At 66.1% G+C, this 22,181-nt stretch carries 11 protein-coding genes; 6 read left to right on the top strand and 5 right to left on the bottom strand.

Annotated elements, in window-relative coordinates; all coding sequences use genetic code 11:
- Positions 1 to 68 precede the first annotated feature (68 nt).
- A complete protein-coding gene (locus I6N89_RS21305) occupies positions 69 to 1,391 on the bottom strand; it encodes a UDP-glucose dehydrogenase family protein (RefSeq protein WP_207020436.1) in 1,323 nt (440 codons plus the stop codon).
- 206 nt (positions 1,392 to 1,597) lie between these two features.
- Here I6N89_RS21305 and rfbC point away from each other — a divergent pair, with 206 nt between their 5' ends.
- The 5 genes from rfbC to I6N89_RS21280 all read left to right on the top strand — a co-directional run bounded on the left by rfbC (position 1,598) and on the right by I6N89_RS21280 (position 7,343).
- Positions 1,598 to 2,164 (top strand): dTDP-4-dehydrorhamnose 3,5-epimerase, encoded by a 567-nt coding sequence (gene rfbC, locus I6N89_RS21300; RefSeq protein WP_207020435.1) that lies wholly within the window; start codon positions 1,598 to 1,600, stop codon positions 2,162 to 2,164.
- A gap of 6 nt (positions 2,165 to 2,170) precedes the next feature.
- Positions 2,171 to 3,241, top strand: a complete 1,071-nt coding sequence (gene rfbB / locus I6N89_RS21295; RefSeq protein WP_207020434.1) for a dTDP-glucose 4,6-dehydratase — start codon at positions 2,171 to 2,173, stop codon at positions 3,239 to 3,241.
- The gene (gene rfbD, locus I6N89_RS21290) at positions 3,238 to 4,131 is read left to right on the top strand and encodes a dTDP-4-dehydrorhamnose reductase (protein WP_207020433.1); all 894 of its coding nucleotides are present in this window, start codon (positions 3,238 to 3,240) and stop codon (positions 4,129 to 4,131) included. Before rfbB ends, rfbD begins: the two co-directional genes overlap by 4 nt.
- Positions 4,125 to 4,997, top strand: coding sequence for a glucose-1-phosphate thymidylyltransferase RfbA (rfbA, locus tag I6N89_RS21285; protein ID WP_207020443.1), 873 nt, complete (start codon positions 4,125 to 4,127; stop codon positions 4,995 to 4,997). The genes rfbD and rfbA overlap by 7 nt, the downstream gene beginning before the upstream one ends.
- A gap of 66 nt (positions 4,998 to 5,063) precedes the next feature.
- The gene (locus tag I6N89_RS21280; RefSeq protein ID WP_207020432.1) at positions 5,064 to 7,343 is read left to right on the top strand and encodes a hypothetical protein; all 2,280 of its coding nucleotides are present in this window, start codon (positions 5,064 to 5,066) and stop codon (positions 7,341 to 7,343) included.
- A gap of 32 nt (positions 7,344 to 7,375) precedes the next feature.
- Here the strand turns inward: I6N89_RS21280 and I6N89_RS21275 are convergent, their stop codons facing one another.
- From I6N89_RS21275 to I6N89_RS21260, 4 genes are all read right to left on the bottom strand, one after another.
- Complete coding sequence (locus I6N89_RS21275; RefSeq protein WP_207020431.1) at positions 7,376 to 9,394, bottom strand: DUF4214 domain-containing protein; 2,019 nt, start codon at positions 9,392 to 9,394, stop codon at positions 7,376 to 7,378.
- Between the two features lie 326 nt (positions 9,395 to 9,720).
- On the bottom strand, positions 9,721 to 11,097 hold the full coding sequence (locus I6N89_RS21270) for a phosphomannomutase (protein ID WP_207020430.1): 1,377 nt from the start codon (positions 11,095 to 11,097) through the stop codon (positions 9,721 to 9,723).
- Positions 11,098 to 11,414: 317 nt separating this feature from the next.
- A complete protein-coding gene (locus I6N89_RS21265; protein ID WP_207020429.1) occupies positions 11,415 to 15,833 on the bottom strand; it encodes a DUF4214 domain-containing protein in 4,419 nt (1,472 codons plus the stop codon).
- Positions 15,834 to 16,888: 1,055 nt separating this feature from the next.
- Positions 16,889 to 21,550: a S8 family serine peptidase gene (locus I6N89_RS21260; RefSeq protein ID WP_207020428.1), complete on the bottom strand. Its 4,662-nt coding sequence runs from the start codon at positions 21,548 to 21,550 to the stop codon at positions 16,889 to 16,891.
- Between the two features lie 279 nt (positions 21,551 to 21,829).
- Here I6N89_RS21260 and I6N89_RS21255 point away from each other — a divergent pair, with 279 nt between their 5' ends.
- The gene (locus I6N89_RS21255; protein ID WP_207020427.1) at positions 21,830 to 22,126 is read left to right on the top strand and encodes a DUF5818 domain-containing protein; all 297 of its coding nucleotides are present in this window, start codon (positions 21,830 to 21,832) and stop codon (positions 22,124 to 22,126) included.
- Positions 22,127 to 22,181: the final 55 nt, after the last annotated feature.

The raw sequence follows: 22,181 nt of genomic DNA, 5'->3' as shown, positions 1-22,181 counted from the left end.
AAAACGGCGCATATCCGGACGGTACGGGGCAGCAGGACATGCGGAACGCGACCGGTGCCCCGGCCGGTTCACATCGCGTCGAACCCCGCCCGGCCGATGCTGTCATAGGCGGTGAATCCCGCCGCTCGGGCATCCGCGGCGGAATAGATATTGCGCAGATCGGCTAGGCGCGGAGCCGCCATCCCGGCAGCGATGCGGCTCAGGTCAAGGGCCCGGAACTCGTTCCATTCGGTCAGGATGACCAGCAGATCGGCGCTCTCGGCCGCCCGATAGGGATCGTCGTGCCAGGCCACACTGGGCAACAGCGCCTCGCCCTCGCGCCGGCCTTGCGGATCGACCACCCGCACCGACGCGCCGCCGCCCACCAGCGCCGGCACGATGGTCAGCGCCGGGGCGTCGCGCATGTCGTCGGTATTGGGCTTGAAGGTCACCCCCAGCACCGCCACCGTCTTGCCGCGGAACGACCCGCCGCAGAGATCGAGCAGCTTGTCGATCATCCGCCGCTTGGTGTCCTCGTTGACCTTGATCACCGTCTCGACGATCGACATGGGCGCGGCATGGTCCTGGCCGATCCGGGCCAGCGCCTTGGTGTCCTTGGGAAAACACGAGCCGCCATAGCCGGGCCCGGCATGCAGGAACTTGTTGCCGATGCGCCCGTCGAGCCCCATCCCCTTGGAGACCTGCTTTACATCGGCACCGGTCTTTTCGCAGAGCGCCGCGATCTCGTTGATGAAGGTGATCTTGGTCGCCAGAAAGGCGTTGGCGGCGTATTTGATCATCTCGGCGGATTCCAGATCGGTCACGATGATCGGGAACTCGCGCAGATAGAGCGGGCGGTAGATGTCTTCCATCACCTTGGCGGCGCGGTCGGTCTCGACGCCCACCACGACCCGGTCGGGTTTCATGAAATCGTCGATGGCGGCGCCTTCGCGCAGGAATTCCGGGTTCGAGGCCACATCGAACTCGAGCGCCGGGTTGGCGGCGGCCATCGCCTCGGCCACCTTGCGGTTGGTGCCCACCGGCACGGTGGATTTGGTCACCACGACGATATAGTGATCGGCGGTTTTCGCGATCTCCTCGGCGGCGGCCATCACATAGGTCAGATCCGCATGGCCGTCGCCGCGCCGTGTCGGCGTGCCCACGGCGATGAACACCGCGTCGGCACCGTCGATGGCGGCTTTCAGGTCCAGCGTGAAGCTGAGCCGCCCGGCCTCGACATTCTTGGCCATGAGCGTATCGAGTCCCGGCTCGTAGATCGGCACCTCGCCGCGCTCGAGCATCTCGATCTTGCGCGGATCCTTGTCGACGCAGATCACCTCATGGCCGAAATCCGAGAAGCAGACCCCCGAGACGAGCCCCACATAACCGGTGCCGATCATTGCGATTTTCATGAAGACTGTCCTGACTATCCGTTCGTCTGTGGTGTTATGGGCCGCCGCTGCGCGTTTTTGCAAGGGCAGGGCTGCCGGCGGGCGTCGCGGCCCGCGCGCGGACAAATCCGCATTGCGCGCGGAACACTCATCTTTCGGGCTTATTTCGGTCTCACTTCCCTTATAGGTTGCCCGCAGCCCCAGCCCCGAACACATGATCCGACCGAATGCTCGATATTTCAGACACATCCCTTCCCGGGGTCCTGCTCCTCACCCCCCGCCGTTTCGGCGACAATCGCGGCTTCTTCTGCGAGAGCTGGAACAAGGCGCGCATGGCCGAGCACGGGCTCGCATATGATTTCGTGCAGGACAACCATTCGCTCAGCGCCACGGCCGGCACCGTGCGCGGCCTGCATTTCCAGAGCCCGCCCCATGCCCAGGCCAAGCTGGTGCGCTGCGGCCGGGGCCGGCTCTTCGACGTGGCCGTCGACATCCGCAGGGGATCGCCCACCTATGGCAAATGGGTGGGCGAGGAGCTGAGCTTCGAGAACGGCCGTCAGCTGCTGATCCCGGCGGGGTTCCTGCACGGGTTCGTCACCCGTGAGCCGGAAACCGAAATCGTCTACAAATGCACCGATTATTACGCGCCCGAGTGCGACGGCGCGGTGCGCTTCGACGATCCGGAGATCGGCATCGACTGGGGCATCGACAGTTCCGAGGCGGTGCTTTCGGAGAAGGACGCCGTGGCGCCCTTCCTGAAGGATTTCGACAGCCCGTTCACTTTTGAAGGATGACCCCGCATGAAACTCCTGATCACCGGCGGTGCCGGCTTCATCGGATCGGCCGTGGTGCGCCTGGCGGTGTCGCGCGGCCACGAGGTCGTCAATCTCGACGCGCTGACCTATGCCGCCTGTCTCGACAATGTGGCGCCGGTGGCGGGCAACCCGCTCTATGCTTTCGAACGGGCGGATATCCGCAACCGCGCCGCGCTCGACCGGATCTTTGCCATCCACAGGCCCGACGCGGTGATGCATCTGGCCGCCGAAAGCCATGTGGACCGTTCGATCGACGGGCCCGGCGATTTCATCGAGACCAATATCACCGGCACCTACAATATGCTGGAAGCCGCCCGCAGCTACTGGGTGGCGCAAGGCAAGCCCGAGAGCTTCCGCTTTCACCATATCTCCACCGATGAGGTCTTTGGCTCTTTGCCCGCCGACCCGGCGGTCAAGTTCACCGAAGACACGCCCTACGATCCGCGCTCGCCCTATTCGGCGTCCAAGGCCAGTTCCGACCATCTGGTGCGCGCCTGGCACGAGACCTACGGGCTGCCGGTGGTGCTGAGCAATTGCTCGAACAATTACGGCCCCTACCACTTCCCCGAAAAGCTGATCCCGGTGGTGATCCTGAACGCGCTCGCCGGCAAGCCGCTGCCGATCTACGGCAAGGGCGACAATATCCGCGACTGGCTTTTCGTCGAGGACCACGCCGATGCGCTGCTGCTGGTGGTGGAAAAGGGCGCGCCGGGGCGCAGCTACAATATCGGCGGCGAGAACGAGCGGACCAATCTGGAGCTGGTGCAGACGCTCTGCGGCATTCTCGACCGGCTGCGTCCGCAGATCAGACCCTATGCCAGCCTGATTGCCTTTGTCGCCGATCGTCCAGGTCACGATGCACGCTATGCCATCGACCCCACGCGCATCCGCGAAGAGCTCGGCTGGCGGCCCTCGGTGAGTGTCGAGGAAGGGCTGGAGCGAACGGTGCAATGGTATCTCGACAACGAGACCTGGTGGCGCCCGCTACAGGCCCGCCAGGGGGTGGGCGAGCGGCTGGGTACCGGCACGGCCGCGACCGGAAAGGCCCCGGCATGAAGGTTCTCGTTTTCGGCAAGACCGGCCAGCTTGCCACGGAGCTCGCCCGCCGGGCCTCCGGCGTGACGCTGGAGATGCATGGCCGCGACAGCGCCGATTTCACCGACCCGGCCGCCTGCGCGGCGCTGGTGGCGAAAAGTGCCGCGCAGGCGGCGATCAATGCGGTGGCCTATACGGCGGTGGACAAGGCCGAAGAGCAAGAGACCCTCGCCACGCGCATCAACGGCGAGACGCCGGGCGCCATCGCCCGGGCCTGCGCGGCAAAGGGCATTCCCGTCGTGCATGTTTCCACGGATTACGTCTTCGACGGCAGCGGCGAGGCCCCCTTTCGCCCCGATCATCCCACCGCGCCGCTGGGCGCCTATGGGCGCAGCAAGCTGGCGGGCGAGGCGGCGGTGCGGGCCTCCGGCGGTGCCCATGCCATCCTGCGCACCTCCTGGGTGGTGTCCTCCCATGGCAGCAATTTCGTCAAGACCATGCTGCGGCTCGGGGCCGAGCGCGACCGGCTGACCGTGGTGGCCGATCAGATCGGCGGGCCGACCTGCGCCGCCGATCTCGCCGATGCCTGCCTGGCCATCGCCGCGCAACTGACCGGCGCGCCGGAGAAGAGCGGCACCTATCATTACTCCGGCAGCCCGGATGTGAGCTGGGCGGATTTCGCCCGCGAGATCTTTCATCAGGCCGGCCTGTCCTGCGCGGTGCAGGACATCCCGAGCGCGGCCTATCCCACGCCCGCGAAACGCCCGCTGAACTCGCGCCTGGACAATGACGCCACCGCGGCGGCTTTCGGCCTCGCGCGGCCGGACTGGCGCGCGGGGCTGCGCGCGATCCTGAACGATCTGGAGGGCACGGCGATCCTTTCCCGAACGGAGGCAGAAAACCGATCATGAAACGCAAGGGCATCATCCTCGCAGGCGGTTCCGGAACCCGGCTCTATCCGATCACCATGGGGGTCTCGAAGCAGCTGCTTCCGGTCTATGACAAGCCGATGATCCACTATCCGCTCTCGGTGCTGATGCTGGCGGGCATCCGCGAGATCTGCGTGATCACCACGCCGCAGGATCAGGAACAGTTCCGGCGCACGCTGGGCGATGGCAGCCAGTGGGGGCTGGCGCTGAGCTATGTCGCCCAGCCCAGCCCCGACGGGCTCGCGCAGGCCTTCATCCTGGCCGAGGCCTTTCTCGACGGCGCGCCCTCGGCGCTGGTGCTGGGCGACAACATCTTCTACGGCCACGGGCTGCCCGACATGATGGCCGAGGCCGATCTGCGCGCGGCCGGCGGCACCGTCTTCGGCTATCGCGTGGTCGATCCCGAACGCTATGGCGTGGTGGATTTCGACGCGGACGGGCGCGCCACAGCGATCGTCGAGAAGCCTGCGGTGCCGCCCTCGCACTATGCGGTAACCGGGCTCTATTTCCTCGACGGCAGCGCGCCGGAACGGGCCCGGAAGGTGACGCCTTCGGCCCGCGGCGAACTGGAGATCACCACGCTTCTGGAGATGTATCTGCACGAGGGGCTGCTCGACGTGAAGCGCATGGGCCGCGGCTATGCCTGGCTCGACACCGGCACCCACGATTCGCTGCTCGATGCCGGGAACTTCGTGCGCACCCTGGAAAAGCGCCAGGGTTTGCAGACCGGATGCCTGGAGGAGATCGCCTATGAAAAAGGCTGGATCGACCGGGCGCAGCTCGTCGCGCGGGCGGAGATCTTCCGGAAGAACGATTACGGGCGCTACCTGACCGGGCTGCTCGGCTGACGAGCCGTCGGCTTGCCTGCCCGGCCGATCTCGCTCAGTGTTCCGCAGGGATCGCGGGAGATCGGTATGGGCAACAAAAGACGGATCTTTATGGGCCTCGCCCTCGCCGCCCCGGCCCTCGCGGCACGGGCGCAAACGGCGGCCTCCGGGGCGCTCAGGGCGTTTCCGTCGCGCGCCGCGCTGGTCGCGCAGGGCGGGCAGGCCGGCCCCGGTGAGCTTCTGACCGACGGCCGGGTGTCCTACCGCGCGGCCCCCGGCGCCGGGGCGATCCCGGATCTGGCCGGGCTGCTGCCCTTCGGCGCGGTCTCGGCCCTGCACTGGGGCGTCGTTCCGGACGACCGCGCGGCGGCGGCGGAAAACGCGCGGCGGCTGAATCTGGCGGCGGAATATTGCCGCGGGGCGGGTACGGCCCTGCATCTGCCCGCGGGATCGCTGTTCATCGCCGACCGGCTCGATTTCGGCGGGCTGCATGTGCTGGGCCGGGGTGTCGGTCAGGTCCTGCACACACCGGTCTATTTCAGCCGCCGCGCGCAGCACCCCGCGCCGAGCCAGATCGTCATGACCGGCACGGATTTCACCCCGCTTCGGCTGCATGGCATTTCCTCCATGAAGGCCTGCGGCGCGGCACGGCGCCCCGAAGCGCGGCGCGAGGGGCTCGCGGACGCGTCCTGGGAACTGGTCTCGCTGATGAATGCCGATGCTACTACCGGCGCGGCCACCCCGGCGGATCTGGTCGTGGGGATCGTCGTCGAGGGCGGCAGCGGCGCCCGGCTGGAAGGCTTTCGCGTGGTGGCCGACAGCGGTGGCCCGCATGGGCTCGATGGCTATAACGACAGGACGGCCAACCGGATTATCGGCGGCTGTGACATCGGTATCCTGCAAATCGGAGCGGCCAATACCACTTTGGTGGATGTGCAAACCGTCGGGCATTTCCGCCGCTACGGCTATCTCAACGTCGCGATCGACGCGGATGGCGATTATTCCGACTATACGGCCCCCTATGCCACCACGCTGATCCGCTGCGATTTCCAGGGGATGCGCGGCTTCGGTCTGCGCGGACCGGACAAGTTCGTGATCCTCGACTGGACGCCCGACAGCGTGGATCTGCCCTGGGCCGACGATCATCCCTTCACGCTGGATCCCGGCCACAACCGGATCAGGGTGACGCAAAAGGGCACCGGGACCGTGGGCGGCAGGCACTATGCCTATAGCGGGGTCGCGAAGGTCACGGTCTCGGGAGAGGCGCGGATCCGGCTTTCGGGACTGAGCGGTTTCGATCCCGGCAGGTTCGCGGCCGTGGTGCCGACCGTTGCCGGAGGGGGGAACAGCCATATCGTCCTGCGCGACTGCCAGATTGGCGGCCTCACCGTTCCGAGCGGGCATCTCGCCAACGACCGGAGCGCCGTCGCGAACCCGATCGTCAACGGCGCCATCGGCGGGTTCGAGATCAGCGGCTGGCGTTGTGCCGAACCCGATATCCAAGGGCGTCTACAGCATTCCGGGACGGTGGCGGGATTCATCCATGACTGCCGGGAGGTCACGCTCGACCTGCTCTGCGAAGCTGACCCGGCACGCGGTCACGGGCGCGGTATGACCTGGATCGTCTCGCCGCAGCACAACCAGAACCGGCACGCGGCGCATCCGGCAGGGGGCAATCGCTGGCTCGAATGGCGCTATGGCATGATTACCGAGCGGTCGAGCAACAATGTGGATTACGCGCCCTTCATGGATTTCCTGCCCCGGCCCGAGGCGCTCGCGGGGACGGGACGGGGCTGGTTCGAGGGGTACTGGGCGCTGCGGAGCCCGCATATCCGCTTCTATACCCGGAAAGATGGGACCGATGCCAATTACCTGCCCGTGCCCGCCCTCGCCGTCGGTCCCGGCGGCGAGGGTTTTCGCGGCCGTCCGCCCGAGGATCCGCTGCATATCCGCGGCGGCACAGATCGCGGCACGGCGGTTTCCGCCGCGCTCACCCTCAGCGAGCGCGACCGCAGCCTGCGGCTGTTTCTGGACGCCGCCCGCGAGCGGGGGCTCGTGCTGCGCGAGGAGCGCGACGGCGCGCTGTGGGACGTGCTGCGCAGCGTCCTCGACGCGCAGGGTCCGGCGCTGCGCGTCGGTGGCGGGCTACAGGTGGCCGGCACGTTACAGGCCGAGGGAGGGCTGGGCTTCCCGCCGGTGCCCGCCGAGGCGCTGGCCGATGCCGCTCACGCGGTGAACGCGATGGGCAAGAGCGCGGGCAAGGCGGTCTTCGACAGCAGCAACGGGCGCTGTCTCGTGGCCAGCGGCAGCGCGCCGGAGGCGCCCTGGAATCTCTTCGACGGAACCCCGGCCGTGCGCCCCGCCTGATCCCGTCCCGCCGGGCATAACCGGGCGGATCGTCAAACGAGGATCATGTCGGGGGCGATCGCCGCCAGCCGCGTGTCGGTGAACGTGATCTCGACCCCCTGATCGGCGAAGACGACGTCGCTGCCTTCCCGTGTCATCTTCTGGATCGCCGCATCGCCATCTGCATAGCCGAAGCCCTCCAGCGCGATGTAGTCCCAGGGTTCGAGATCGAGCACCGTATGGCGCCCGCCATCGCCCTGAGCGAAGCGGAACTCGTCGGCATAGAGACCTCCCGCCATCAGATTGTCGCCCTCACCGCCGCTCAGCAGATCCTGCGCCGTCGCGGCGGTGCCGTGATCGAGGCCGCGCATCCACGCCGTCAGGGCGGCTTTCGTGCCGGCGGCGAATTCGGGGCTCTGGGAAAAGCCCAGCACCACCTGCGCCCGGCTCATGCCGTCATCGAGGCGGGCGCTCCAGTTCGCCAGCCCGTTCGCGTCGGGCGCGCGGCCCAGCACGTTCTCATAGAGCAGCGTGACGAAGCCGTCATTGTCGAGCGCACCGTATCTGGCCCGGAATTCCGGACTGTTCACGAAGCTCTGCGACACCGCTTCAAGCGCCATGCCATCGGCAAGCCGTCCGGACCAGTTGCCGAACCCCTGCATATCCGGCGCCCGGTCGAGCGTTGCCAGATAGAGCCGGAAGACATCGTCGCTCCAGTCCGGAAGCGAGCGGTTTTCGGCAAAGCTGCGCGCTTCCGCCTCGGTTCCGGCGGCGAATTCGGGGCTCTGGGAAAAGCCCAGCACCACCTGCGCCCGGCTCATGCCGTCATCGAGACGGGCACTCCAGTTCGCCAGCCCGTTCGCGTCGGGCGCGCGGCCCAGCACGTTCTCATAGAGCAGCGTGACGAAACCGTCATTGTCGAGCGCACCGTATCTGGTCCGGAATTCCGGGCTGTTCACGAAGCTCGCCGCCGCGTCCTCAAGGCCGATCTGTCCCTCGAACACCCTGCCGCTCCACGCGCGGTAGCCGCCCGCATCCGGTTCGCGCCCGAGCGTGGCGAGATAGAGCCGAAAGATCTGCGCAGCGATATCCGGAATGGCGGACATGGGAAGGGCATCCCCGACCAGGATGTCATCCCCCGCATATCCGAACAGCGAGTCCGCGCCCTCGGCTCCGATCAGGGTATCGGGGCCGGCGCCGCCGGTCAGCCGGTTTCCCCCGGCATCGCCGGTTTCGCGATGCCCGGGCGTGACGAGAAGCTCGGCGACAGGGACCACCTGATCCCGGAACTGAACCTCCTCGATCGAACGCAATGTGTCGGTGCCCGCCGAAGACGAAAGCGTCAGCTCCGCCGCCGATCCGCTCACCGTGACCCGCGAGCGAACGGTCCCGATGACCGCGCGGTCATACCCGGCACCGCCCTCCAGCAGATCGTCCCCCGGGCCGCCGTCCAGCGTATCCCGGCCGGCCCCGCCACGGATCGTATCGTCGCCGGCGAGACCGGAAAAGGCCTCGCCCATATCGTCTCCCAGAAAATCGTCGTCGGCCGCGCTGCCCAGTAGCGCCTCGCCGGCGGCCACGACGGCCGGCAACTGGCTGAAATAGATCCGCTCGCCGGGGCCGTAGCCCGATCCCGGCATCAGCGGGCGTAAATCCGCCGCGTTCAGGAAGGCGCGGAAATCGCCCGCCGTGGCAAAATCGGGAAGCGGATCGGGGCCGAACGGGAAAACATAGGTGAAGTTCTCGTTCAGCCTTGGATTGTCGTCGTCCCGCTGCGCCGACTCGATATAGAGAAACGTCTCATGCGCCCCGCCATTCCAGCGCACGCGCGCGATCTCTTCGTTCGTCGGGTAGTCGAAGGCGGAAGACCCGACGGCGCTTCCGTCGATATACGCTTTCAGACCGGAGGGGCTTATCGCGAAGCTGGTATCGCCGTTCGGATCCGTCGTTCGGGCATAGGTGAAATACTGCTCGTCATGCGTCACGAATGTGAGTGTGGACGGGCGTATGCCAATCGGAGTGTTGTCGTCCGACTCGAGAACGCGATATCCCTGAAGTGTAAAGACGGTCATTCAAATCGGCTCCTCTGAACCCGGCACCGGTACGGCCCGAGAATGGGCCCGAAACCATGTCTGCGCTATCAGGCCAGCCCGAAGTTTTGATGACATGCCGGCAGTCTGCCTCCCGGGCACCGCTCACACCCCGCAACTGCTTCCATCATGTGCAATGCGCGCATCGCAGAAGACAGATGAAGAACATCCGGGCGGGGCGAGGGCAGGGGGGCGAGTCGCGGTCGATACGCGGGCCATCGTGTTTCCCGACGGCGACGGGTCTCGGCGATTGCGAACCGTCGGCCCGGCGGCGCCGGGCCAAGCGGAAACAGGCATGCCCAGGCCCGTTACACGCCGAGCACGGCCTCGCGCAGGAGCGTCAGCCCCCGGTCCATGAGCGCCTCCGCGCCCGCCCGGTCGATCGCTTCGACATAGAGGCGCAGCTCCGGCGCGTTGCCCGAGGGGCGGATATGCACGGTGCGGCCATCGGCCAGGCTCATGCGGACCCCATCCGTCAGATCGCAGCCCGCCTCCTCGGCGCCAAGGCCGGACAGAAAGGCGCCACGCGCCGCCGTATCCTGGGCGAGACGGGCCACGAAAGGCTGGCTGGCCTCCTGCGGCACCTCCTGTAGGCGATCGGCCATGGTGACCACCGGCGGCTCCTGCGCAATGCGCTCCGACACCCTGCCATCGCGTGCCGCGATCAGCGTCACGATGAGCGGCAGCATGCAGTCCCGCGTCGGCAGCGGCGCCAACGGGCCGGCCGGTCCCTGGGCTTCGAAGCCCAGCAGGAAGCCGCCATTGGCCTCGTAGCCCACAACCTTGCCGCCCAGCTCTTCCATGCCCGCGATGACATAGGGCGAGCCGATCCGCGTGGTCTCGACCCGGGCAAACCCCTTGCGGGTGACGCCCGAATTGGACGAGATCGGCGTGACCACATGCTCGGCACCGAGCCGTTCCGCGGTGATCTGGCCCATCACGTCGCCGGGCACGATGGTGCCGGTCTCGTCCGCCAGAAGCGGCCGGTCGCTGTCGCCGTCGGTCGAGACGAGCGCATCCAGCCCTTCCGCCGCAACCCATTCCGCGATCTGCGCGCGGGTGTCCGGATCGACCGCTTCGGTGTCCACGGGGATGAAGGTTTCGGAGCGACCCAGCTCCACAACCTCGGCGCCGATGGCGCGGAGCATGGCGGCAAGATCGTCGCGCCCCACGGCGGAATGGGAATAAAGCCCGATCCGGCGCCCGGCCAGCGCCCCGGGCCCGCAGGCCGAGACATAGCGCTCGACAAAGCGCGCCGCCGCGCCGCCGTCGGTCTCCAGCGTGCCCGCGGCGGTCCCCGCGGGCCGCCCGAGCGCCGCGTTGATCGCGGTCTCGTCGGTCTTGGTGATCTCACCGCGATGCGAATAGAACTTCAGCCCGTTGCGGTCGGCCGGGATATGGCTGCCGGTGACCATGACCGCGCCCGCCCCGTGGTCCCGCGCGGCCAGGGCCAGCGCGGGTGTCGGCAGCGCGCCGCAATCGATGACCCGCACCCCCTCGGCCCGGGCCGCGGCGATGATGTCGCCGGCGATGCGCGGGCTCGAAGGCCGCAGATCCTGCCCGATGCAAAGCCCCGACCCGATATCGCAGGCGGCGACGAAGGCACGGACATGATCCGCGACCAGATCGGGCGTCAGTTCCACCACCAGGCCGCGGAGGCCGCTCGTTCCGAATTTTGGTGCCATGTGCTCCCCTCGATCTTCCTGCAAACCGGCCGGTCGCGGCCGGGCCTTCTCTTCCGGCATGGACCCTCTTGCCCCTCGACGCCCCCCGCGCCGGCACAAGCCAGGCTGCACGGGGACGCGCCGCATAGGGACCGAGCGGGAGCCGGACCGCGCGTTTCCGCGACAACCATTAACAGCTCGGAAGACGCTCACAACCGCAGAAAGCGTGTGCCTGAGCGGCCGAGGGGCGCGTGTCACATGCAGGCAGCGCCTGCATGGCCGAAACGGTCGTGACCGGTCGGCCTGCCGTCCTCCGCAGCCGGGCCCGGGCGTCCAGTCTACAGAATCATGTCGTCCGTGATGTCCGCCATGTCGATGCCGATGAGGGTGACGGTGACGCCCTGATCCTCGAAGACGACATCCTCCTCGACCTGGGTCATATGCGCCCTGACATCCGCGTCCCTGTCATAGCCGAACCCGTAGAACCTCAGGTTGTCCCAGCTTTCGAGATCCATCACCTTATGCGTGCCCCCCCGGGAGGCATCGAACAGGAACGTGTCGCTCAGCATCCCGCCGAACAGGACGTTCTCGCCATCGCCGGCATCCAGCACGTCATCCCTGCCCTGGGCGCGGACCCAGTCCTCGAGCGCCGCCTCGGTGTTCTGTATGAGTTCCGGACTCTGTACGAAGCCCCGCACGACAGTTTCTTTGGGCGTGCCCCTGTCCAGTTCGCCGGTCCAGCGCGCCAGGCCTTGCGCGTCGGGCTCGCGGCCCAGGGCATTGTTGTAGAGCAATGTCACGAAACCGGCATTGTCCACATCGCCGTAGGTGTCCTGGAATTCCGGGCTTTTTACAAAGCCCGCGATCGCGTCATCGAAGGACATGCCGGTGCCCAGCCGCGCGCTCCAGTTCATGAACCCCTTCAGATCGGGGGCTCTTTCGAGCGTGACCTGATACAGCCGGTAGACCTCGTCGGCCCAGTCGGTGGCGGACGCGTTCAGCGCGAAGGCGGTGGCCTCTCCGTCTGTGTTGGCGATGAATTGCGGGCTTTGCGAGAAGCCGAGCAGCACCTCGGCGCGGCTGCTGCCGGTTTCCAGCTCACCGGTCCAGCGCGCCAGGCCGCCCGGGTCCGACGGGCGGCCCAGAACGTTGTGATAGAGCTGTTCCACGAATTCGGTATCGTCGTAACCCCCGTATTGGTTCGAGAACTGCGGCGACTGCACAAAGCGCTCCGCAACGTCCAGAAGCGTCAGTTCGCCCTCCGCGAGCCGTTCGGACCAGGCGGCGTAGCCCTGCGCGTCGGGGGCGCGGTCGAGAGCGGACTGGTAGAGACGGAAAACCTGGTTCGTGACCGCGACCCCGTAGGCGGCGGCGGCGGGTCTCGCCTCGCCGGCCAGCAGGTCGTTGCCATTGCCGCCGATCAGGGAATCGGCGCCCGACACGCCGATCAGGCTGTCATTGCCGCTGAGCCCCACGATCGCTTCGGACCCCGTGGTGCCGGCCAACGCATCCGATTCCGTGGTGCCGACCTGCGTCGGCACCGCGATGCTGTCGATGCGCTCCAGCGTGCCGCCGCCATCGGTGAACGACACAGCAACGGTGATCTCGTGCCCGTCATCGCCCGCCACGGGGCGGTAATTGCCATCGGTCGCGCCCGCGATCGGGGTGCCGTCGCGCAACCACTGGAACGACAGCTCCCCCAGCTCCCCCAGCCCGTCCGGATCTTCCAGGTCGAGGATGTGGCTCCGCAACGCGCCGCTCGGTGCCTCGTAGACGAACACGTCGCCGGTCGGCGCATCGTTGACATTGGCGACCGGCGTGCTGGGGTCGGACAGGACATGCTCGATGCGGCTCTCGCCGTCCTGGTAGGAAATCGCCACGGTGATCTCGTGTCCGACATCCGCCTGGGTGAGCCTGTAGGTCTCGGACTCCGCCCCCTCGATCGCGATGCCGTCGCGCCACCAGGCGAATTGCAGGCCCGTTATGCCGTCATCGTCGGTGATCGCGGACGTATCCGCCAGCAGGGTGCCGCCCTGAACCGGCGTGCCGAAAATCTCGGGCTGCCCGTCCGGCGCAGCGTTCAGCCTGTAATCGCGGATCACGAGGCGATACGCGCCGCTTTCGGTCTCGACGAATTCGGGCCTCAGCAGGGCGTCGTCCGCCAGCAGCCCGCTGTCGTCGAGATAGTCGGGGCTCGGATCCACCACCTCGCTGTAAGCGACCCCTGTCGGGGTCGCGGAGATCACCTCGGGCCCGTCCGGGTCGATGACGGCACGCCAAACATCGTAATCAAAACCCGCGGAATCGATAACCCCGATGTCCACATAGAGGAGGCCATCCTCGCCTTCCTGGAGATATATCTTTGAAACATCGTAACTTGACCCGTAGCGACTCTCGAACTGTGCCCCCAGATCTATGTCGAGTACCAGGTCACTCGAGAGGCTTCTGATCTCGGCGCTTACGATCGGAGAATACCAGTACGAATTCGCGGCAATGAACACATAGAGATCGTCCGTCAGCGAAATCGCCTGCGTACTGACGGTATACGGATCATCCAGAAATTCGAAAGAATCGACCATGACAGGTGTGTCCCCGCTGAGGTCGAAAATCTCCGCCTGTCCCTTCCCGGTCACGAGAAGCTGGCCGTCTCCGATTTCGTGCAGGTCAATCTCATGGAGGGCGGACTCCAGTTCTGCCCGGAATCCCAGATCGATATCTTCGGCGACGATCTCTCCGTCTTCAAGGGAAAAGGTTTTTATGGCTGGACGTGATGTTCTTTGAAAATCCGGATCTGCAAAAAGCACATAGCCCGTATCGCCGATATGTCCCGTCTCGTAGATCCTGTCGTTGCCCGCGCTGAACGTGTCGCGCGCGATTTCGGTTCCGGTCGCGAGATCGAGCGCCACGACGGTCATCTCGGTGTCGGAGCCGAAGACGGCAAAGGCCGTGTCATTGTCCAGGCGGATAACGGCATCCGGCTCCGAAGCGTAAACGAGCTCCGTCTCGGTCTCGGCGGACAAAAGCAGCTCCCGCGGGGTTTCCGCCACCGTGCCGTCGCTTTGTACCTCGAACACCGTCCGCGTCCCGGAGGCATCGGTGGCCGTGACGGTCGCGGTGACCGTCTGGCCGTAATAGTCTTCGGACAGGATCAGGCTCTTTTTGGTCGCGCCGGGCACGAGGGTGTCTCCGACCGTCCAGGAATATGCGATCTCGCTGATGCCGTCGGTATCTTCGAGCGCCGAGGTATCGACATACAGGAACTGTCCGGCGCGAAGCTCGCCGGTCAGCAGCGGCAGGCCCGAGGCGGGATCGTCCACATTGGCCACCTGGTCCGTCGGGGCGCTCTCGATGAGATCGACAAAGCCTTCCTGATCGGTATGCGCGACAACGACCGAGATGACCGCGCCCACATCGTCCTGAGACAGCACATAGCTTTCGGACGCCGAGTCCTGAACGAGCTGGTCGTCCCGGTACCAGCGATAGGCGGAAGTGCCGAGCCCGTTGCCGTCCTCGAGCTGCGCGACCGCGGTCAGCACCTGGCGCTCTTCGGCGGTGCCGGTGATCTCGACCGTGCCGCTTGTCGGTTGGTTCAGGAGCAGAACCTGGCTGTAGATGCCGTATTCGTCGCCGTCCTGCGCATTGCTTTGCCAGCTTACCACGGCATTCCCGTCGGCCATGATGTCGACCGAGGGCATGTCCTGGATATTGTCTTCGAACGTATTGATCTGCCGCGCCGGGCCGATCTTATGCCCGGCCTGGTCGAAGAGCTGTCCGAAGATCTCGAAACTGCGGGTGTCCTCGTCCTTGGCATGATAGACGACGAAAAACCCGCCGGAGGGTACGGCCGCGACCTGAGGCGCCTGCACCTGTCTGATTTCGTCGGTGAACCGTCCCTGGATGATCGAATCCGTGCCCACCTGCGTGCCCGAGTCGTCGAACCGCCGCACGAAGATGGCCCCGCTGGCGCTGCCCCGCCACACCGCGACGATCCCGCCATCGCTGAGTTCGGCCAGGTCCGGCTCGGTCCTCTGGCCGGCGCCGGTCGGGCTCAGCGGCAGCTCGGCGCCCGTGGGCAGACCGTCCGCGTCGAGAAACCGCCCCTGGATGACCGAGGCCGCGCCATCGGCCGAGACCGAGGACCAGGCCACCAGCTGCCGCCCGTCTTGCAGGTCGATGACGACCGGGTCCGTCTGCGCGTTCGACGTGGTCACGTTTATCTGGACCTCGGCCGCGGAGACGGTGCCGCCGGCATCGACATGACGCCCGAACAGACCCGAATCCGAGCCGTCCTCACCCAGGCTCTGCCAGATGACCGTCAACCCGCCGTCATCGTGGCTGGTGAGACTGGGCGCGGCTCGGACGGTGTCGGAGGGAACGGACATTTCCAGAGGATCGCCGGCGGCAGCGCCGTCGGCTCCGAACCGCTGGACGAGGATCGCGCCGAAGGGGCTGTCATCGGTGTTGCTTTTCCAGGCGACGGCAAAGCCGCCATCGCCGAGCCGCGCAACGGAAGGCGCCTGTGCGTTTTCGAAGCCGCCGGTAATGAGAAATTCGCTGCCGACCTGCGCCCCCGCAGCATCGAAGATCTGCCCATAGAGCGCCGAGTCGGCGCTGTCCGACCGGTCGCTCCGCCAGACGCTGACCGAGCCGCCACCGGCGAGCGCCACGCTGGCGGGATCTGTCTGACTTCCGTCGGTTCCGGAGTTTACCCGAAACGACGGCGCCAAGGCGGAAAATCCTTTAAGCGAAATGCTCATATCTGTATCTCCGGAACTTATTGAAAAACAGGCGTCTCCTTACAGGGGTATGCAAGCGCCGGAGGCGTTACAATAAGTATTTCCGTTGCCGCCATATGCGGTGTTTCGCCCCGGTACGGCGATCCGGTATTTCAGTCCGAAATTCCTTATTTATCTATCTATTCGGGATATCCGGGCGAGACAGCGGATTGTCGCGCATGCCCCATGGAGTCCGATGCCGCCGCCGGGCCATCGCGAATACGCCGGAGACATCTCTGACCCTGTTCAGGCCTGCGCGCCGCTTTCATGGCTGCCGGAGAGGGGGTTTGTCGCAACCCACTCTGGAATGTGCCCCCAAACACGAGGTCAACCGGATAAGGTTTATTATGTAAAAATACGGCGTGAATCGTTGCGATGCGCATTCGCGACCAGTGCGCACATGCAGGATGCCGCGCCTCGCAAATCTGTCCGTCGTTCCTTGGCGTCACTCTCCTTTCAGGTGTGCCGGCGCAAAGCCCTCTCCACCCGCCGGGCCATCGCCGAAAAGCTTTGCGATCCTCGACGCGGGCCGATTGGCGCCATCCGGAGGATATGCGTCCGCACTCATATGTGTGATTAACAGCGGGTTTATCCGACGTGAGCGGACAAACGGCGCAGCCGGCGCACGGACACATCCGGCGGCGCGGCCCCGCAAGACCTGATGCACTTTGTCCGGCATCCGTTTTTGAGCGGGATCTCATCGGCATCCTCGACCGTAGTGTCGACGTCCCCCAAGGCGACACCAAAGCAGCTCTTCGGCGCCTGGATGAGGTCGATGCTTTCGGCGGTCTATTGCAGACAACCCGACATCCGGTGCCCGTCTTGAGGGAGGCCTCGAAGGTTGGCTCGTTCGCCACGGCGGGCCCGATCATCGCCCGACCATCGTCTTCAGGTCGGATATCAGGCCCGACCGGATCTATCTTGCCCTCGCGGCCCTTGGCGGACGAGTGATTGTGACAGAGGATGATGGCGGAAGCGTCGAACCTTGCGAAGGCCGCTCCAGCCCAGCCCGAGCGATCGCCGGGCTGGGCCGAAACTTATAATTCGAAATCCAAGGCGGTGACATGGTAATCCTCGACCAGGATTGTGGTCGTGTCGCCGCCATTGCTGTAGGTGACTAGGCTATCCGGGCCGTCATAGCCGATGATCACGGTGCCGGTATCCTGCAACACGATGGCGTCGATATCGCTGAAGTCGGTGACCACGTTGCTGCCATCGTTCAGCCCGAAGACGAATTTGTCCGCGCCCGCGCCGCCGGTGACCGTGTCGTCGCCGCCGCCGGCCTCGATCATGTCGTTCACCGAAGAGCCGATCAGGGTCTGTGCCGCCGCCCCGCCGATCAGCTCCACCCCGTCATCGGCGGTGCGCCAGTCGGCAAAGCTCAGCCCCGCCAGCGTCGCGTCGCCGCTCGCCATGAAGCGGACCACATCCGCCACCCCGGCAATGCCGTAGGCGTCGATCAGCAGCGCATTGGCGCTGAGACCGGCGGAGGCCACCGAAGCGTCGAAAATCGCCGTCCGGCTGTCGGCGCTGCCGAACAGGATCTCCTCGATGCCGCTCACCGTCGACGCGGAGAAATCGAACGTGCCGCCGCCGTTGATCTGAAGGACGTCGCCGGTCCCGTCCCCACCGTCATAGGTCTCGCCGGAGACCACATGGGCCGCATCGGTCACGCGCAGAAGGTCGTCCTCGGCACCGCCATACACGTCGTCGCGGCCCGCGCCGCCGGTGACCGTGTCGTCGCCGCCGCCGGCCTCGATCATGTCGTTCACCGAAGAGCCGATCAGGGTCTGCGCCGCCGCCCCGCCGATCAGTTCCACCCCGTCATCGGCGGTGCGCCAGTCGGCAAAGCTCAGCCCCGCCAGCGTCGCGTCGCCGCTCGCCATGAAGCGGACCACATCCGCCACCCCGGCAATGCCGTAGGCGTCGATCAGCAGCGCATTGGCGCTGAGACCGGCGGAGGCCACCGAAGCCTCGAAAATCGCCGTCCGGCTGTCGGCGCTGCCGAACAGGATCTCCTCGATGCCGCTCACCGTCGACGCCGAGAAATCGAACGTGCCGCCGCCGTTGATCTGAAGGACGTCGCCGGTCCCGTCCCCGCCGTCATAGGTCTCGCCGGAGACCACATGGGCCGCATCGGTCACGCGCAGGAGGTCGTCCTCGGCACCGCCATACACGTCGTCGCGGCCCGCGCCGCCCTCTATGGTGTCGTCGCCGGTGCCGCCGGTGATTGTGTTCTGGCCGCTGTTGCCGGTGATCGTGTTGGCGAGACTGTTGCCGGTCCCCGTGAGATCGGCGCTGCCGGTCAGAACGAGACGCTCCACAAAGGTGCCTCCCATATTATAGGAGAGCGCGCTTTCGACGGTGTCGTCGCCATTGCCCGAGGTCTCGATGACAATGTCCCCGGCATTGTCGACGATGAAAAAATCATTGCCGCTGCCGCCGGACATGCGGTCCGCGCCGGTGCCGCCGTCGATCGTGTCGTTGCCGTTGTTGCCAAAGATCGTATTGTTGCCGCTGTTGCCGGTGATCGTGTTGGCGAGACTGTTGCCGGTCCCCGTGAGATCGGCGCTGCCGGTCAACACGAGACGCTCCACAAAGGTGCCCCGGATATCGTAGGAGACCGAGCTCTCGACGGTGTCGTCGCCCTCGCCCGAAGCCTCGGTGACGACGTCACCGGCGTCGTCGACGATGTAGAAGTCATCCCCCGCTCCGCCGATCATGTGGTCCGCGCCGCTGCCGCCGTCGATCGTGTCGTTGCCCAACCCGGTGTCGATCGTATCGTTGCCGCCGCCGCCCTCGATGGTGTTGGAATGGGGGTTGTCGCCATAGCCCGCCTCGGTATCGGTGATGAAGATGTCGTTGTCCTCACCGTCGCCGACCACATCGGCGGCGCCGCCGATGATCAGGTTCTCGACATTGCGGAAGGCCGCGCGCTGAGTGCCCCCGGCCGACACATAGATCCGCTCGTCGATCATGTGGAAGATGACGGAATCGATCCAGGTGAGATCGGAGCGGAAGGTGTCGATGCCGTCGCCGCCGTCGAACACATCGCCGGTATTGTTGTTCAGGTCGATCAGCAGGTCGTCGCCGGCGCCGCCCAGCACCGTCTCGTTGCCCGCGCCGCCGGTCAGTTCGTCATTGCCGCGCATGCCGCTGATCAGATCGGTGACGTTATTGCCGGTGATGGTGTCGTCGCCGTCGCCGCCATGAATTTCGGAGAAATCCGTGAGCGTGACGGCCACCCCGTCGATGGTGCCGGTCCCGGCCAGCAGGTCGATGAGCGAGCCCGAGGTCACCGCCGCGGTGTTGAGCGTGCCCCGGTTGCTGCCGACCGGGGCGAGGGCCGTGGAATGGCCCGAGGCGCCGGCGTAATCGGAAAACTCGTCGGTGATGACAATGCGGTCGTCGGCGTTCACCGTGTCATTGGCGCTGCTGTCGCCCCAGACATTGATCTGCATGTCGGTGATCGTCCAGGTGTCGGCGGTGAATTCGTCGGTCAGCGTGACTGTCCAGGTGCCGCTGCTGTCCTCGCCCCAGAACGCGTTTGTCGACCAGGTATAGGTGTCGTTGCTCATGTCGGCGGAGCCGCCGTAATTGTCCTTGATCAGGTTGATCGAGGTGCCCGACGGCGAGGTCAGGACGATGTTCATGTCGCCGATCCAGGTGTGCGACGAGGTCAGCTGCACCTCGATCGTTTCGGCAAACATGGCGGTGGGCGTGAAGTTGTAGCTGGCCGAGTTGCCGGACAGCGTGACCGTCGTGTCGATCAGATCGGTGTTGTAGAGCGCGTCGTTGGCGCTGGTCTGCGCGGTGCCGTTCCAGGTTTCCGCCAGCCGCACCGCCGCATGGGCATCGACCAGGCCAAAGCCGTAATCCTTGGAGAAATGCAGCCCGCCGCCGTTCCAGTTCCCGGCGCCGTTGAAGAACCAGGCGTTCTCCTCGGATCCGGTCACCCCGGCGCCGACGTCCGAACCCACATGGCGGGCGGAATAGACCAGGATGTCCTGCACGTCGCGCCAGCCCAGAGACGGGTTGGCCTCGAGCATCAGCGCGACCACGCCGCTGACCATCGGCGCCGCCGCCGAAGTGCCGTTGAAGGCGAACGTGTAGTCGGGGTTGGCGCCGGAATTGTAGCCCTCGGCGCCCTGCCGGTCGGTGGTCACCACCGTGCCCGGAACCGGCGAGCCGAAGGCCGAGACGAAGAGGTTGGCGCCCTCGGTCGAATAGGCGGTCACGGACCCGTCCTGATCGACCGCGGCGACCGAGATCGAATAGCGCGTGGCGTTCCATTCCGAGCCGTTGGCGTCATGGTCCGAGCCGCGGCCGTTGCCGGCGGATTTCACGAAGATCGTGCCAAGCCCGCCGCGGCCGTTTTCGGCGCCGTATTCGAAGGCGGAGACCACCTCGCCGGGCAGCGACTGCGTCGGCACGTCCCTGCTGTAGAAATTGGAATTGATCTGGGTGCCGTTCGACATGTTGACCACATCGGCGGTCCGGTTGACCCCGGAGACCGCCGCCTCGCCGCTGGCGTTCTGCAGCGCGTCGCGCAGCTGGGTCAGGAATTCGTCGTAAAGCGTCGGCAGCGTGCCGTTGGATTTCACCCGGAAGCCGAAGATCGTGGCATCGTAGGCCACCCCCACGGTGCCGGTCCCGTCGTTCTCGGAGGCGATGATGCCCGCCACGGCGGTGCCGTGGTTGTTGCCGTCCACGCCGCTGGGTTCGGTGTCGTTGTCAGCGAAATCCCAGTCCTTCAACGTGCTGATGTTGTCGTTCAGATCGGGGTGGTCGCGCTCGACCGCATCGTCGATGACCGCGACATCGACGCCGGCGCCGGTATAGGTCTGGCCGGTGCCGTCCCAGACCTCGGTCACGTTCAGGTCGAGCAGTCCGGCGGTATTGTTCTGCAGGTGCCATTGCTGCGAGAACAGATCGTCGGTAGGCAGCGCCATGCTGAGCGAGACGATTTCGTTGCCAGGGGCCGGCGCGGGTTCGGCACGGCCGCGCGCAACGGCCGCCTCATGCGCGGCCGAGCGCAGAGCCTCCAGAGCGGTGCTGCCGGCAGCGGCACCCTCGTTGGGGAAGGCACCGCCAAAGCCTGCCTGGACTCCGGTCGCGGTCTTTTCGCCCGTCTTTTGGACGCTCCCGGCCTCACCGCCGGCCATCGGCCCGACATCGCGCGAAAACGTCGAGAATGCGTCGTGACGCGACGGCGGGGTGTCCGTGAGGCTTCCCCACGCGCCGAAGGCCGGGGCATCATAGGCCGAGCCCAGAGTGCCGGCGCCATCGTTTTCGGAAGCGACGAGGCCCGCCAGGCCGGTGCCGCCCGGGGCCTCGGGATCGCGGCCGCCGCCGAAGACATCGCGCTCCGGCACATCACCGGCGGCGGGCGCCCCGAGCCCGGTCGTGTTCGGCTCGGACAGCCCGGCGGTGCCGCTCTGCAGATACGATTGCTGCGAGACCGCATCGCCGGCGGTCGGGAGCAGGGCGTCCAGGGCGGTGCTGCCGGCCAGCTGGGCAAAAGAGGCGCCCTCGTTCTGGAAGACATTGCCCAAGCCCGCTTGGAGGCCGGCCGTGGTCTTTTCCTCTGGCAGCCGAACGCTCTCTTCGGATCCGAACAATGCATATGAGCCGGCATCGCCTCCGATGCCAAAGCCCTGCACCCCAACTGTCTGCGGGTCGGAAAGGTCTTTCGCCATGGTAATCCTCTTGAGACAAATCTGATCGGCCGGCGGCGATCAATGATTGAAACGGCAAGTGCCGCGAAGCCTCCTCCGCGGCGCATAGAAATTAACGAAATGTTAACGTTTATCTTAAGAGCCGTTCTCTTCGTTCGACAAGAGGGTGTTTTAAAAATCTGCATCAAGGCCGTCTGCCCACCGGCCGAGGAATGGGTTGCCAGTGCCTGGCAACGGCTCATACTACCGGCGTGCCGCGGCACGGACTGGCGGCACGGGCATTTCGGCGGGAGACACAGGATGGGCCGGCACGATGAACGGACACAGGCACAAAGACGGCAGCACCGGCGCTCTGCGGTGGCGTCCAGCCCTCTGGCGGCACTTTCCATGTGCGCGGTGATACTGACGGGCCAGCTGGTGCCGGGGGTGGAGTGCCCCGCCCTTCAGACGGATGAGGGCGAGACGATCGCTTTGTCCCATATTCCCGGCACGTTCGCGTTCGGAGACCGCGTCACCGTCACCGGATCGGGATATGGCGGGTCCATGTCCTGTCAGCAGGAAGTGCTTTTGGTGACAACGGTCGAGGCGGCGGAGTGAGGAACGCCCGCCAGGGGCGCGGCCACGGCATCTGACGGATCGGGCCGCAGGCGTC

Origin of the sequence: Salipiger abyssi (genome assembly GCF_017311415.1) — a bacterium.
Taxonomy (GTDB): Bacteria; Pseudomonadota; Alphaproteobacteria; order Rhodobacterales; family Rhodobacteraceae; genus Salipiger; species Salipiger abyssi_A.
This window is presented reverse-complemented; position numbering and strand designations above follow the sequence as displayed.